The sequence below is a fragment of the Acidovorax sp. Leaf191 genome, from assembly GCF_001424425.1.
Classification (GTDB): domain Bacteria; phylum Pseudomonadota; class Gammaproteobacteria; order Burkholderiales; family Burkholderiaceae_C; genus Acidovorax.
Genome location: NZ_LMPT01000002.1, coordinates 1 through 13,344 on the forward strand (window position 1 = coordinate 1; position 13,344 = coordinate 13,344).

The window sequence follows — 13,344 nt, forward strand, 5'->3', positions numbered from 1 at the left end:
AGAAAGTTACCGCGCCGCCGGGCGCGCACCCCGGCTCCCGCCCTCAACACAGGCATGCTGCCGAATCAGCGAGCCCGCGAGCAGCACCCAGGTTTCGACAAGCTCAACCCGAACGGATGGGGTTACGGAAGGGCAAGGTTTCGACAAGCTCAACCCGAACGGACAGTGATGACGGACAACGGCTTCGACAAGCTCAGCCCGAACGGCCTGGGGTGCCAAAGGCCCAGGTTTCCCGCCACTTCAGACCGCACTGAAATCAGGCTTGCGCTTCTCCATAAACGCAGAAAACGCCTCCCGCGCCGCCGGCTCACGCAGCATGCGCCCAAAGCTCTCACCTTCCTCCGCCATCACCTCCAACACCTTCGCCGTCTGCCCCCCCTTCATCAACCGCTTCGTCTCGATCAACGAAGACAACGGCTTGGCCGCCAGCTTGCGCGCCTGCGCCTGCGCCACCCCATTGCACTCGGTAGGTGGCACCACACGGTTCACCAGCCCCACCTCGAGCGCCGCCTCGGCCATGAACGGCTCGCCCAGCAGCAGCGCTTCAGCCGCACGGTGATACCCCAGCATCTGCGGCACCAGCAGGCTCGATGCGGCCTCGGGGCACAGGCCCAGGTTGACGAACGGCATGGAGAACGCCGCGTTGTCGCCCGCGTAGACCAGGTCGCAATGGAACAGCATCGTCGTGCCGATGCCCACGGCCGGGCCGCAGACCGAGGCGATCACGGGCTTGGGAAAGGACGCGATGCCGCGCAGAAAACGGAACACGGGCGAGTCCTGCGTGGCCGGGGGCTGCTGCAGAAAGTCGCCGATGTCGTTGCCCGCGCTGAAGATCGCCACGTCGCCCTGGAACACCACCACGCGCACGCTGGCGTCGGCCTGGGCGGCGTCCAGCGCGTCCGCCATGGCGGCGTACATGTCGCGCGTGATGGAGTTCTTCTTGTCCACGCGGTTGAAAGTGATGGTGGTCACACCGGCTTCGGTGTGGGCGAGGATGTCGGGGGTCGCAGTGCTCATGGTGCTCTTATTCCTTGTAGTAAACGATCTGGTGGCTGGTGGCCAGCATGGTGCCGGCCTCGTTCCACAGCTGCACGGTCTGGTCAAAGAAGCCGTTGCGAAACTCCTGCCCGCGCGCCTGGCCGAGCAAAAAGCCGGTGCCCGTGGCCTGCAGCTGTTCGGCCGTGGCATGGAAGTACACGGTGATGGACACGGTGCCCGCAGGCACCTGGCGCGCACGGCGCAGCCACACGCGGGGGAAGAACACATCGGCCAGTGCGGCCAGCGCGCAGAAGTCGAGGGCGCGCGGGGGTGCGTCGCGCATCCACAGCTGCGTCAGGCTGTGGTCGCCGCTGCCGTCCCAGGTGCGCGGGATGAAGCCGGTGATGGGGCGCATCTCATACCGGTTGAGCCATTCCACAGCGCCCGGCGGCGCGACGATAGCCTGGTGGTCCGTGGGCCGGGGCACCTCGGGCATGGGCACATCGCCCACGCTCCAGGTCTCGCGGCGCACGGCCGTGACGGCGGTGGCCGTGGTGGTGACCACCGGGGCGCCATCGGCGTCGGGCTGCAGGATGGACAGCGTCCAGTGCTGCGTGGAGCGGTTGGTGCGCACCGGCACGGCCTGCACGGTGAACGCGCCGGCCGTCAGGGCGCCTGCGTAGTTCACGGTGAGCGACAGCGGATCACCCAGGCGCTGGGGGTGCTGCAGGATGGCCTGCAGCAGCGTGGCCGCCGTGATGCCGCCGAACGGGCCCACCATGTTCCAGTAGCCCGGGTGCGTGGTGCCTTCGTACTGGCCTGCAGCAATGGCCGCCGCGGCAGATTCGGATGCAGGTGCCGAAGAAGACGAAGACGAAGACGACACAGGCTCGGCCGACTGCGCATCGGCTGTGCGCCGCAGCTGCAGCGCCTCGTCCAGGGGGTGCGGTAGGGATGTGGTTGCGGAAGTCATGCTGTGAGTGTGCCGCCAAATGAAGACTCAGATCGTCGTGCCGGCGACTGCGCCCGCCGCTGCTGCCACCGGCCCATCGCCGGAAGGCCGGCCCGCCGCAGTGCCCAGCGCCATGAAAGCAGCGGCAGCGCGCGGCCACAGGCTCTGGCGGAACTGGTCGCGGAAGAACCCGAAGTGCCCGATGCGCCGCACCTGCACGTCGGCGGGCGTGATGCTCTCCACGCGGCGCTCGGTGTTGGCGTACAGGTTGACGAGGTTGTGCGTGCCGCGCAGGGTCATCAGCTCGTCATCGGCCATCGACAGGGCCAGCACCGGAAAGCGCACTGCGCCATAGCTTTGCGCCACCGCGGGCCCTTCGGCGCCCACGCTGTAGTCCGGGTGCAGGCACCAGCGCCGCCACTGCAGGATCACACCCGCCGGCAGGTCGCCCACCTTCTTGAGCGTGCGCCCCGGAAAGTACCCGCACAGCCGCGTGGCCAGGGGCACCAGCACCCACCAGAAATACGGAACGATGCGCTTGAGCTGCGGTGCGTTGTCGCGCCAGTAGCCGCTGCCCGCAGCCACGCTGAGCAGGCCCGCCACCTGCTCGGGCTTCTGGAGCAGCCCCGGCAGCTGCGCGCCCAGGCTGTGGCCCAGCAGGTACAGCGGCTGCGCGGGCAGCGCGGCCTTGGCGGCGGAGATCACTGCCTCGTAGTCCTGCGCCCAGTCGAACAGGTCGGCCTTCACATCGCGCATGGCGCCCTGCAGCGAATCGCCATGCCCCCGGTAGTCGAACGTGGTGACCCGAAACCCCTGCTGCGACAACCACAGCGCAAAGCCTTCATAGAACGACTGCCGCACCCCCATCGCCCCACCGATGACCACGCTGGCGCGCGGCGGTGCGCCCTCGGGTTCATAGACGCGCAGTGCCAGCGACACGGCACCGTGGTGGACCTGCAAAGTTTGCTTGTTGATCATGTCTGTCTCCTTGTTTCGAAACCGATCTGCGCCGGCTTGAAGAAAAGAAAACTATCGCTGAGCTGGGCCCTGGCTTCGACAGGCTCGGCCCGAACGGGTGGGGATCCGGTGCCCAGGCTTCGACAAGCTCAGCCCGAACGGGTGGGACTCGTGGACTGGCTTCGACAGGCTCAGCCCGAACGGGCGGGGGCAGGGGAGGGTCGGGGTCTCGGGTCGGGTCGGGTCGGGTCGGGTCGGGTCGGGTCGGGTCGGGTCGGGATGAGACATCAGAATCCTCTCCTGCCCGGTTCCCTTGCTTTCACACCCCGCCCTCCAGGGCGTAGCGAGCGGGATCAGCTGCTAGGCGGACGGAGCACAGGAACCGGAACGTACTTGAAGTACGTGAGGATTCCGAGCACCGCCCAACGACGCAGATGACCCGCGCAGTAGCCTACCCCCTACAACGCCTCGATGATGCCGGCGGCGCCTTGTCCTGTCCCTACGCACATGGTGACCATGCCGTACTTCAGCTTGTGCCTGCGCAGCGCATGCACCACCGTCGCCGCGCGGATCGCGCCCGTGGCGCCCAGAGGGTGGCCCAGCGCAATCGCGCCGCCCATCGGGTTCACGCGGCTCGGGTCCAGCCCCAGCGTGTTGATCACAGCGAGCGACTGCGCCGCAAAGGCTTCGTTCAGCTCGAACCAGCCGATGTCTTCATGCTTCAAGCCCGCATACCGCAGGGCCGCAGGAATCGCCTCGATGGGGCCGATGCCCATGATTTCGGGCGGCACGCCGCGGGCGGCGTAGCTCACGAAGCGGGCCAGGGGCGTGAGGCCGAATTGCTTGACCGCCTTTTCGCTGGCCACGATGAGCGCACCGGCGCCGTCGCTGGTTTGCGAGCTGTTGCCTGCGGTGACGCTGCCGCGTGCGGCGAACACGGGCCTGAGCTTGGCCAGTCCTTCGAGGGAGGTGTCGGGGCGCGGGCCTTCGTCCAGGCTCACGGTGCGGCGCTTTTCCACCACTTCGCCAGTGGCCAGGTTGGGCGAACGCTCCACGACCTCGAAGGGCGTGATTTCGTCGGTGAACTCACCGGCCTTTTGCGCCTTGATGGCGCGCAGGTGCGATTCGAGCGCGAAGGCGTCCTGCGCTTCGCGGCTGATCTTCCACTGCTGCGCGACCTTCTCGGCCGTGAGGCCCATGCCGTAGGCGATGCCCACGTTCTCGTCGCGCGCAAAGATCTCGGCGTTGAACGATGGCTTGTTGCCGCCCATGGGCACGAGACTCATGGACTCGGCGCCGCCGGCGATCAGCACGTCGGCCTCGCCCACGCGGATGCGGTCGGCAGCCATCTGCAGCGCGGTGATGCCCGATGCGCAAAAGCGGTTCACGGTCACGCCGCCCACGGGGTGGTCGAACGCCAGGCCCACGGCGATGCGGGCCATGTTCATGCCCTGCTCGCCTTCGGGGAACGAGCAGCCGATGATGGCGTCCTCGATCGCCTTGGGGTCCAGCGTGGGGACCTGGGTCATCGCGCTCTTGATGGCGGCGACCAGCAGGTCATCGGGGCGGGTGTTCTTGAAATAGCCGCGGCCCGAGCGCCCGATGGGGGTGCGCGTGGCAGCGACGATGTAGGCGTCCTGGACTTGTTTTTGAGCCATGGTGTTGAAACTCCTTCAATGCTTGGCGGGGCGGCTGGAAGGAATCCAGGCCCACGTAAATACACATTCGACCGGCTCCACGCCGGCGTCGTCGGTCACGGTGACCGCGACCTGCACCTCGCCCTTGTCGCTGGCCTGCATGGCGGCGCGCTGCTCGGCGGTCAGCGTGGCCACGGCTTTGAGGCCGCCCGTGGCGCGCTTCTTGAACGCCATGGACAGCTCCTTGGCCAGCGGGATGCAGTCGTCGCGCACGTTCATGCCGACCACCATGCCCGTGGCCGTCTCGGCCAGCAGGTTCATGGCCGAGGCGTGCACGCCGCCGATGTGGTTCTGCACGCGGTGCTCATTGGGCAGGCGCACTTCCACACGCTCGGGCGTGAGCGACACGAACTTCACCCCGGCCGTGCCGGTGAAGGGCACGGCCCGGCGCAGGATGATGTTCTGCACGAAGCCGCGCATGAAGGCGGGTGCCTCGTCCAGGCGCATCAGCGAGCGCTGGAGTTTGTTGGGGGCGTGGTCCGTCATGGTGATGGCGGTCAATTGCGAACAGGCTTGCCTGTCGAGAGCATGCCCAGGATGCGCTCGTGCGTCTTGGGCTGGGCGATCAGGTGGCAGAACGCCTTGCGCTCCAGCGTGAGCAAGTATTCCTCGCTCACCAGGGCACCGGCATCCACGTCGCCGCCACAGACCACCTCGGCGATCATGGTGCTGACCTTGAAGTCGTAGGCGCTGATGAAGCCGCCGTCGCGCATGTTCACGAGCTGCGCCTTGATGGTGGCCAGGCCGCTGCGGCCCGCCACGGGGAACAGGCGCTTGTGCGGGGCGCGCCAGCCGCTGGCGGCCATGGACTTGGCTTCGTTGACGGCCACGAACAGCAGTTCGTCCTTGTGCGGGACGATGATGTCGGACTCCAGCAGGTAGCCGAGCTTGCGCGATTCGAGCGCGCTGGTGCCCACCTTGGCCATCGCGGCGGCGGTGAAGCCTTCGGTCAGGAAGGGCAGGATGTCCTTGCCGGTAGAGGCCGCCATGTTCTCGGCGGCGCGGCGCGCGATGTAGGTCAGGCCGCCCGCGCCGGGCACCAGGCCCACGCCGACTTCCACCAGGCCGATATAGCTTTCCATGTGGGCCACGCGCTTGGCGGAGTACACGGCCAGCTCGCAGCCGCCACCCAGCGCCATGCCGTGGATGGCAGCGACGACGGGCACCTGCGCGTAGCGGATGCGCAGCATCAGGTTCTGCAGTTCCTGCTCGATGCTTTCGACCGCATCGGCACCGCCGACCATGAAGGCGGGCATGGTGGCTTCCAGGTCGGCACCCACGCTGAACGGAGCGTCGCCCGACCAGATGACCATGCCCTGGTATTCGGACTCGGCCAGCTCCACGGCTTCGGTCAGGGCTTCCATCACTTCGGGGCTGATGGCGTGCATCTTGTTCTTGATGCTGGCGATCAGTATCTGGCCGTCGAGCGTCCAGGTGCGCAGGGCTTTCGATTCGGCAATGGTCGTGCCGGCGGTGCGCCAGTCGGGCAGGTTGGTCTCGCCCAGCAGCGTCTCGGGGAAGATCTGGCGCTCGTACACGGGCAGCTGGCGGCGGGGCACGAACTTGCCTTGCGATGCGCTCCACGAGCCTTGCGCGGTGTGCACGCCACCGGCTTCGGCCACGGGGCCCTTGAAGACCCACTCGGGCAGCGGCGCCTTGCTCAATGCCTTGCCGGCGTCGATGTCTTCCTGGATCATCTTCGCCACCTCGAGCCAGCCGGCCTCTTGCCAGAGCTCGAAGGGGCCCTGCTTCATGCCGAAGCCCCAGCGCATGGCCTGGTCCACGTCGCGTGCGTTGTCGGCGATGGTGCCCAGGTGCACGGCGGCGTAGTGAAAGCCGTTGCGCAGGATGGCCCACAGGAACTGGCCGGGTGCGCCTTCGGCGTTGCGCAAGAGCTTCAGGCGCTCGGCCGCCGGCTTCTTGAGCATGCGGCTGTACACCTCGTCGGCCTTCTGGCCGCCGGGCACGTACTCTTCGGCTTCCAGATCGAAGCGCATCACGTCGCGGCCGACCTTCTTGTAGAAACCGGCCTTGGCCTTCTGGCCGAGGTGGCCCAGTTCCATCAGCTTCTTGAGCACGGCGGGCGTGCCAAAGCTTTCGTAGAACGGATCGGTCTCGATGCTCAGGTTGTCCTGCAGCGTCTTGATGACGTGGGCCATGGTATCGAGGCCCACCACGTCGGCGGTGCGGAAGGTGCCGCTCGATGCGCGGCCGAGCTTCTTGCCCGTGAGGTCGTCCACCACGTCGAAAGTCAGGCCGAAGTTCTCGACCTCTTTCATGGTGGCCAGCATGCCGGCGATGCCCACGCGGTTGGCCACGAAGTTGGGGGTGTCGTGCGCGCGCACCACGCCCTTGCCCAGGCCGCTGGTGACGAAGGCTTCGAGCTGGTCGAGGACTTCGGGCTGGGTGGTGGGGGTGTTGATCAGCTCCACCAGCGTCATGTAGCGCGGGGGGTTGAAGAAGTGGATGCCGCAAAAGCGCGGCTTGATGCTCTCGGGCAGCACTTCAGACAGCTTGGTGATCGACAGGCCCGAGGTGTTGGACGCCAGGATGGCGTGCTTGGCCACGTGGGGTGCGATCTTCGTGTACAGGTCGAGCTTCCAGTCCATGCGCTCGGCAATCGCCTCGATCACGAGGTCGCATTCCTTGAGCAGGTGCAGGTGCTCTTCGTAGTTGGCCTGCTGGATCAGCGCCGCGTCGTCGGCCACGCCCAGGGGCGATGGCTTGAGCTTCTTGAGGCCTTCGACGGCCTTGGTGACGATGCCGTTCTTCGGGCCTTCCTTGGCGGGCAGGTCGAACAGCACCACCGGCACCTTAACGTTGACCAGGTGCGCAGCGATCTGCGCGCCCATCACGCCTGCGCCGAGCACGGCGACTTTTTTCACTTGGAATCTGGACATGGTTTGTGTCATTTCAAAACCGTTCGGGCTGAGCCTGTCGACGCCTTGGCGGGGAGGTGGCCACCAGGCCCTGGGGCCAAGCTCAGGGCGAACGGAGTGTTGATAGGGGTTGGCGCTTACTGGACCCGGATCCAGGTCTGCGAGCGGCCGAAGGGGCCGATGGAGCCGCGCACTTCGAGCTTCTTGCCGCCCTCGATGGGCGTCATGCGCAGGGTGTAGTTGCGGCCGTTCTCGGGGTCGAGGATCTTGCCGCCCTCCCACACTTCCTTACCGTCGGCCTTCTTGGCGCCGCGGATGATCTCGAGCCCCAGGATGGGCTTGCCCTTGCGGTCGTCCGAGCATTCGTCGCAGACGTCGTCAGGCTTGGCGTCCTTGGTGAGGCGCTTTTCCAGCGCCCCGTTCAGCACGCCGCCGCCGATGTCGCGGATGCGGATCTCGGCCTTGGCTTCACCGGTCTTGTCGTCGATGTTGCGCCACAGGCCTTCGGGCGTCATCTGCGCCCAGGCCGGCAAGGCACCCGCTACCAAAACAATAGCTGCTACCGCTTTATACATAAGCGCTCCGTGGCAAAAAGGCTGAAGATCCGCAGGGAACGGTGTGGTGACTGGGGAGATCAGGCCAGGGCCAGGTCCGTATCCATCAGCACCTTGCTGCCAGCGCGGGCCGTGCGCATCAGCGTCGCGGTCTCGGGGAAGAGCTTGGCGAAGTAGAAGCGGGCCGTCTGCAGCTTGGCGCCGTAGAAGGGGTCGGTGTTGCCGGCGGCGATCTCGCGCAGCGCGACCTGGGCCATGCGGGCGAACAGGTAACCGAACACCAGGTGGCCGGCCACGCGCAGGTAGTCCACGGCCGCGGCGCCCACTTCGTCGGGGTTCTGCATGCCCTTGAAGCCGATCTCGGTGGTGAACTTGGTCATCTGGTCGCCCAGCATGGCCACGGGGTTGATGAACTCGGCCATCTTCTCGTTCACGCCTTCTTCTTCCACCAGCTTGCCGATCAGCTTGCCCAGCTTCTTGAGCGTGGCGCCGTTGTTGCCCAGGATCTTGCGGCCCAGCAGGTCCAGCGACTGGATGGTGTTGGTGCCTTCATAGATCATGTTGATGCGGTTGTCGCGCACGTACTGCTCCATGCCCCATTCCTTGATGAAGCCGTGGCCGCCGAAGACCTGCATGCACGCGTTGGTGCTGATGTGGCCGTTGTCGGTGATGAAGGCCTTCACGATGGGGGTGAGCAGCGCCACCATCTCTTCGGATTCGGCACGCACCTTTTCATCGGGGTGGCTGTGCACCTTGTCCAGCAGCAGCGTGCAGAAGATCTGCAGGGCGCGGCCGCCTTCGGCGTAGGCCTTGGCGGTGAGCAGCATCTTGCGCACGTCGGGGTGCACGATGATGGGGTCGGCGTCCTTGTCCTTGGCCTTCACGCCCGACAGGCTGCGCATCTGGATGCGGTCCTTGGCGTAGGCCAGCGCGTTCTGGTAGGCCACTTCGGTCAGGCCCAGCGACTGGTTGCCCACGCCCAGGCGGGCGGCGTTCATCATCACGAACATGGCAGCGAGGCCCTTGTTGGGCTGGCCCACCATGGTGCCGATGGCGCCGTCGATGGCGATCTGCGCGGTGGCGTTGCCGTGGATGCCCATCTTGTGCTCCAGGCCCGTGCAGTAGATGGGGTTGCGGTCGCCCAGCGAGCCGTCGGCATTGATGTTGAACTTGGGCACGACGAACAGGCTGATGCCCTTGCTGCCCTTGGGCGCATCGGGCAGGCGGGCCAGCACCAGGTGCACGATGTTGGCGGTCATGTCGTGTTCGCCGGCGCTGATGAAGATCTTGTTGCCGGTGATCTTGTAGGTGCCGTCGGCCTGGGGTTCGGCCTTGGTGCGCAAGAGGCCCAGGTCGGTGCCGCAATGGGGTTCGGTCAGGCACATGGTGCCGGTCCACTCGCCGCTGGTCAGCTTGGGCAGGTACAGGGCCTTTTGCTCTTCGGTGCCGTGGGCGTGCAGGGCTTCGTACGCACCGTGCGACAGGCCGGGGTACATGGTCCAGGCCTGGTTGGCCGAGTTCATCATTTCGTACAGGCACTGGTTCAGCACGAAGGGCAGGCCCTGGCCGCCATAGGCGGGGTCGCACGACAGCGCCGCCCAGCCGCCTTCGACGTACTTGGCGTAGGCGTCCTTGAAGCCCGACGGGGGCTTGACCTCGTGCGTGGCCTTGTCGAGCACGCAGCCTTCGGTGTCGCCGCTGATGTTGAGCGGGAAGGTCACTTCGGCGGCGAACTTGCCGGCTTCTTCGATCACGGCGTTGATGGTGTCCACATCCACCTCGGCATGGGGTGGCATTGCCTTGAATTCATCACTGACCTTGAGCACTTCGTGCATGACGAATTGCATGTCGCGCAGCGGCGGCGTGTAGATAGGCATGGGGTTTACTCCTTGGATGTGGTGGTTTGGTTGGAAACTTTGCGGCGCTTGGCGGCGGCAGGGGTGGCTGCAGGCGCGGCGGCGGACGGCGAAGGGGACGGGGCGCTGCTGTAGCGCGCCAGGATGTTGTGAAAGCCCTGCACCGCCCGGCCCATGGAGCCGGGGGTCTGCAGGAAGCGTGCTTCGTAGTGCAGCGCGAGGATGAGGCCGTGGATCTCGAACAGCATCTGCTCGGCATCGGTATCCACACGCAATTCGCCCAGGCCCTTGCACTGCTCGATGGCGCGGCGCATGGCGGCGTGCCAGGTCAGCACCGAGCTGGCCAGCGCGTCGCGCACGGGGCCGGTGCGGTCGTCGAACTCGACCGCGCCGCTGATGTAGATGCAGCCCGAGTCGATTTCGATGGAAGTGCGCTTCATCCAGTTGTCGAACAGGGCCGACAGGCGCGCCACGCCGCGCTCGGCGGACATGGCGGGGTAGAACACTTCCTGCTCGAATCGGGTGTGGTATTCGCGGATCACCGAGATCTGCAGCTCTTCGCGTGAGCCAAAATGGGCGAACACGCCGGACTTGCTCATGCCCGTGACGTCGGCCAGGGCCCCGATGGACAGGCCCTCCAGCCCGATGTGCGTGGCCAGGCCCAGCGCCGCCTCGACGATGGCCGCCTTGGTTTGCTGGCCCTTTTGCAGGGCACGGCCGGTGCTGCTGCGGGCACGCGGGCTGCGGGTGGCCTGGCTGGATTCGGAGGTGGCGGGCATGCTGGCAAATAAAAACGAACGTTCGTTCTATTCTGCAGCAATTTCAGGGCACCGCCAAAACCCCTGAAAAAAATAGGGAGGGCCACCCAAACGGGCGTTGCGGGGGCGCCACCGGCAAGGCGGGGACGCGCTGCCCTGCTCTTCTGCGCTGGACCATCGAGCCTTCTGACAGATCCTGTCGTTGGATCGGCCGTTTGGCTGCCCAAGCCCTCGTGCTGGCATCGCCGCCGGCAGCGCCCGCCGCTTCGCCCTGACAGCCGGGTAGCCAGGTAGCCGGGCCCGCTTTACAGGATGAGCGCCAGGCTGGCTTCCAGGTGCTCCGACGGCAGGCGCTTGAAGCCCGAGCGGGCGTAGCGCTGCAGGCGCCCCACGGCAAAGGCGGTGAGCACGCTGGCGGCCACCTGCGCATCCACCGTGGGCGTGGACGACCCTGCAGTCGTGGGCCGCAGGCACTGGCGCAGGGTGGATTCGATGCGGTCGAAGAACTGGTTCATGCGCTGCTGCAGGCGCTCGTGCTCGAACACCAGGGCGTCGCCCACCATCACGCGCACCATGCCAGGGTTGCGCTCGCCGAACTGCAGCAGCAGGCCCACGATGCGCGCCGCCTGGCGTGCGCCGACTTCGGGCGGCTGCTCGGGGTCGGGCACCTCGCGGCCGGTGATCTGCGTCACCAGGGTGAACACGGTCTGCTCGATGAAGTCGATGAGCCCCTCGAACATCTGCGCCTTGCTGGCGAAGTGGCGGTACAGCGCCGCCTCGCTCACCGACAGGCGGGCGGCCAGGGCGGCCGTGGTGATGCGCTCCGCGCCCGGCTGCTCCAGCATGGCGGCCAGCGCCTGCAGGATCTGCACGCGGCGCTCGCCCGGCTTGGGGCGCTTGCGCGCCGCGGGGGCAGCCTCCGCGTCGTCGGTGGAGACTGGCTCGGGCAGGGGCGAGAGTTCGGACATGCGGGGCAGGCGCTCAGGTAGGGCCCTGCGTCACCAGCCGCCATGCCGTGGGCATCGCGGGTGGGCAGCAGGACAGGGATCCACAGGGCTTGTGCAAGCGTCGGGGCAGTGGTGCCGCCCCCCATGGCGCCAGCGAGGGCCGGCGCCATGTTTGCACAAGTCAATCTTGTATGTAAATGATTCTCGCACAGGGCTTTGCACCCCGGACTGCCTGCCGTGGCTACAGCGGGAACACCACCGTGACGAGCAGTCCGTGGCCTTGCGCACCCGTGCCCAGCGTGAGGGACGCGCGGTGCACGCGGGCGATCTCGTCCGCAATGGCCAGCCCCAGGCCGGTGCCCTCCCCCACCGTGCCGGGCACGCGGTAAAAGCGCTGCATGACGCGGGCACGCTCGGCCTCGGGCACGCCGGGGCCGTCGTCCTCGACCTCCAGGAACACGCGGGGCGGCCCCGTGCGCCCCTGGCGCATGCCGCAGCGGATGGTGACGATGCCGCCCGCCGGCGTGTACTTGATGGCGTTGTCCACCAGGTTGGACAAGAGCTCGCGCAGCAGCCAGCCGTGGCCGGTGACGTGCACCGGCTGCACCTCCAGGCCCAGGTCCAGGCCCTTGCCCGTGGCGGGGTCGAGAAAGGTTTCGAGCAGGGTTTCGCACAGGTCTTTCAGGTCCACCCGCTGCGTCTGCTGGGCGTCCAGGCTGCGCGCATCGGCCCGCGACAGGGCGAGCAGCTGGTGCGCCAACTGCGAGGTGCGGCGCGTGGCGTTGCGCAGCTTCTCGATTTGGTCGACTCCTAAAACAATAGCACCTTGCGCCCGCCCATCGTGCGGTAGGGCCGTTTTTCCATCCAGATCCGGCAGCGAGACACGCGGTGGCGCCGCTGCCTTGGCCATCATGGCCCAGGCCTCCACCTGGGCCTGCAGGCCGGCCAGGGGCGTGCGCAGCTGGTGCGCCGCGTCGGCCACGAAGCGGCGCTGCCCTTCGGCCTGGGCATTGACCAGCGCGAACAGCCGGTTGAGCGAGTGCACGAGCGGGCGCACTTCGGCCGGGGACGCGGCTTCGTCGATGGGGCTCAGGTCGCGGGGGGAGCGGTCCTCCACCGCGTCGGCCAGGTCCACCAGTGGCTTGAAGGCGCGGCCCACGGCCCAGTGGATGGCCAGCGCCGCCGCGGCCACCAGCACCAGGTTGGGCAGCAGCACGCGCAGCAGCAGTTGCTGCGCCCACTGCTGGCGGGGGTCGGAGCCGTCGGCCAGGGCCACCACCAGCTCGCCCGCGCCGGTGCGCCCGCGCTGCACGGCCACGCGGTAGGTCACGCCGCCGAACTCCACGCTGTGGAACTCGGGCGCCTGCGTGGTGGGCACGGCGCTGTGCACCCAGTCGTCGCCCAGCAAAAGCTTGCCCGACGGGTCGCGCACGCTGTAGCCCGAGAAGCCGGCGTTCTGGCGCAGGAAGTCCTCTACCGGCGGCGCGAGCAGCAGCAGGGGCGGTTCGTTGTCGCGGATGGCCGGGGCCAGCACCGAGTCGGACAGCGCGGGCAGCAGGCGCAGCAGGCGCTGGTCGTGCCGGTTGGCGGCGTCGTCGGCCGAGCGGTAGTCCAGCCACACGCCGACCATGGCCAGCAGGCACAGCGGCAGCACCAGCAGCAGCAGCAGCCGGTTGCGCAGGTCCGAGGTCATGGCGCGCAGGCCGGGCCGCTGCGAAGGGGTGGACCGGGGTGGCGTCGGCGTCATGGCGGGAGCAGACGGCAGA

The 13,344-nt window shown here is 67.3% G+C and carries 11 protein-coding genes; all 11 read right to left on the reverse strand.

The window, feature by feature from the left end; all coding sequences use genetic code 11:
• Window positions 1-240: 240 nt before the first annotated feature.
• Window positions 241-1,017 (reverse strand): enoyl-CoA hydratase, encoded by a 777-nt coding sequence (locus ASG27_RS03865; RefSeq protein WP_056164012.1) that lies wholly within the window; start codon window positions 1,015-1,017, stop codon window positions 241-243.
• Window positions 1,018-1,024: 7 nt separating this feature from the next.
• The gene (locus ASG27_RS03870; protein ID WP_200912397.1) at window positions 1,025-1,951 is read right to left on the reverse strand and encodes an acyl-CoA thioesterase; all 927 of its coding nucleotides are present in this window, start codon (window positions 1,949-1,951) and stop codon (window positions 1,025-1,027) included.
• A 27-nt stretch (window positions 1,952-1,978) separates the two neighbouring features.
• Window positions 1,979-2,908, reverse strand: coding sequence for an alpha/beta hydrolase family protein (locus tag ASG27_RS03875; protein WP_442854080.1), 930 nt, complete (start codon window positions 2,906-2,908; stop codon window positions 1,979-1,981).
• Between the two features lie 437 nt (window positions 2,909-3,345).
• Window positions 3,346-4,545, reverse strand: coding sequence for an acetyl-CoA C-acyltransferase (locus ASG27_RS03880; RefSeq protein WP_056413886.1), 1,200 nt, complete (start codon window positions 4,543-4,545; stop codon window positions 3,346-3,348).
• Between the two features lie 15 nt (window positions 4,546-4,560).
• On the reverse strand, window positions 4,561-5,070 hold the full coding sequence (locus tag ASG27_RS03885; RefSeq protein ID WP_056414180.1) for a DUF4442 domain-containing protein: 510 nt from the start codon (window positions 5,068-5,070) through the stop codon (window positions 4,561-4,563).
• 11 nt (window positions 5,071-5,081) lie between these two features.
• Complete coding sequence (locus tag ASG27_RS03890) at window positions 5,082-7,484, reverse strand: 3-hydroxyacyl-CoA dehydrogenase/enoyl-CoA hydratase family protein (protein WP_056413889.1); 2,403 nt, start codon at window positions 7,482-7,484, stop codon at window positions 5,082-5,084.
• A 116-nt stretch (window positions 7,485-7,600) separates the two neighbouring features.
• The gene (locus tag ASG27_RS03895) at window positions 7,601-8,038 is read right to left on the reverse strand and encodes a DUF2147 domain-containing protein (protein WP_056164020.1); all 438 of its coding nucleotides are present in this window, start codon (window positions 8,036-8,038) and stop codon (window positions 7,601-7,603) included.
• A gap of 59 nt (window positions 8,039-8,097) precedes the next feature.
• A complete protein-coding gene (locus ASG27_RS03900; RefSeq protein WP_056413892.1) occupies window positions 8,098-9,894 on the reverse strand; it encodes an acyl-CoA dehydrogenase C-terminal domain-containing protein in 1,797 nt (598 codons plus the stop codon).
• 5 nt (window positions 9,895-9,899) lie between these two features.
• Window positions 9,900-10,652 carry a TetR/AcrR family transcriptional regulator gene (locus tag ASG27_RS03905; RefSeq protein ID WP_056413895.1) on the reverse strand — a complete coding sequence of 251 codons (753 nt, stop codon included), beginning with the start codon at window positions 10,650-10,652 and terminating at the stop codon, window positions 9,900-9,902.
• A gap of 284 nt (window positions 10,653-10,936) precedes the next feature.
• The gene (gene slmA, locus ASG27_RS03910; protein WP_056413898.1) at window positions 10,937-11,599 is read right to left on the reverse strand and encodes a nucleoid occlusion factor SlmA; all 663 of its coding nucleotides are present in this window, start codon (window positions 11,597-11,599) and stop codon (window positions 10,937-10,939) included.
• 220 nt (window positions 11,600-11,819) lie between these two features.
• Window positions 11,820-13,271 carry a sensor histidine kinase gene (locus ASG27_RS03915; RefSeq protein ID WP_056413901.1) on the reverse strand — a complete coding sequence of 484 codons (1,452 nt, stop codon included), beginning with the start codon at window positions 13,269-13,271 and terminating at the stop codon, window positions 11,820-11,822.
• Window positions 13,272-13,344 lie beyond the last annotated feature (73 nt).

Excerpts from the sequence above, each read along its gene's own strand:
- ASG27_RS03865 (WP_056164012.1), bottom strand. The coding sequence starts at position 1,017 with ATGAGCACTGCGACCCCCGACATCCTCGCCCACACCGAAGCCGGTGTG.
- ASG27_RS03870 (WP_200912397.1), bottom strand. The coding sequence starts at position 1,951 with ATGACTTCCGCAACCACATCCCTACCGCACCCCCTGGACGAGGCGCTG.
- ASG27_RS03875 (WP_442854080.1), bottom strand. The coding sequence starts at position 2,908 with ATGATCAACAAGCAAACTTTGCAGGTCCACCACGGTGCCGTGTCGCTG.
- ASG27_RS03880 (WP_056413886.1), bottom strand. The coding sequence starts at position 4,545 with ATGGCTCAAAAACAAGTCCAGGACGCCTACATCGTCGCTGCCACGCGC.
- ASG27_RS03885 (WP_056414180.1), bottom strand. The coding sequence starts at position 5,070 with ATGACGGACCACGCCCCCAACAAACTCCAGCGCTCGCTGATGCGCCTG.
- ASG27_RS03890 (WP_056413889.1), bottom strand. The coding sequence starts at position 7,484 with ATGTCCAGATTCCAAGTGAAAAAAGTCGCCGTGCTCGGCGCAGGCGTG.
- ASG27_RS03895 (WP_056164020.1), bottom strand. The coding sequence starts at position 8,038 with ATGTATAAAGCGGTAGCAGCTATTGTTTTGGTAGCGGGTGCCTTGCCG.
- ASG27_RS03900 (WP_056413892.1), bottom strand. The coding sequence starts at position 9,894 with ATGCCTATCTACACGCCGCCGCTGCGCGACATGCAATTCGTCATGCAC.
- ASG27_RS03905 (WP_056413895.1), bottom strand. The coding sequence starts at position 10,652 with ATGCCCGCCACCTCCGAATCCAGCCAGGCCACCCGCAGCCCGCGTGCC.
- slmA (WP_056413898.1), bottom strand. The coding sequence starts at position 11,599 with ATGTCCGAACTCTCGCCCCTGCCCGAGCCAGTCTCCACCGACGACGCG.
- ASG27_RS03915 (WP_056413901.1), bottom strand. The coding sequence starts at position 13,271 with ATGACCTCGGACCTGCGCAACCGGCTGCTGCTGCTGCTGGTGCTGCCG.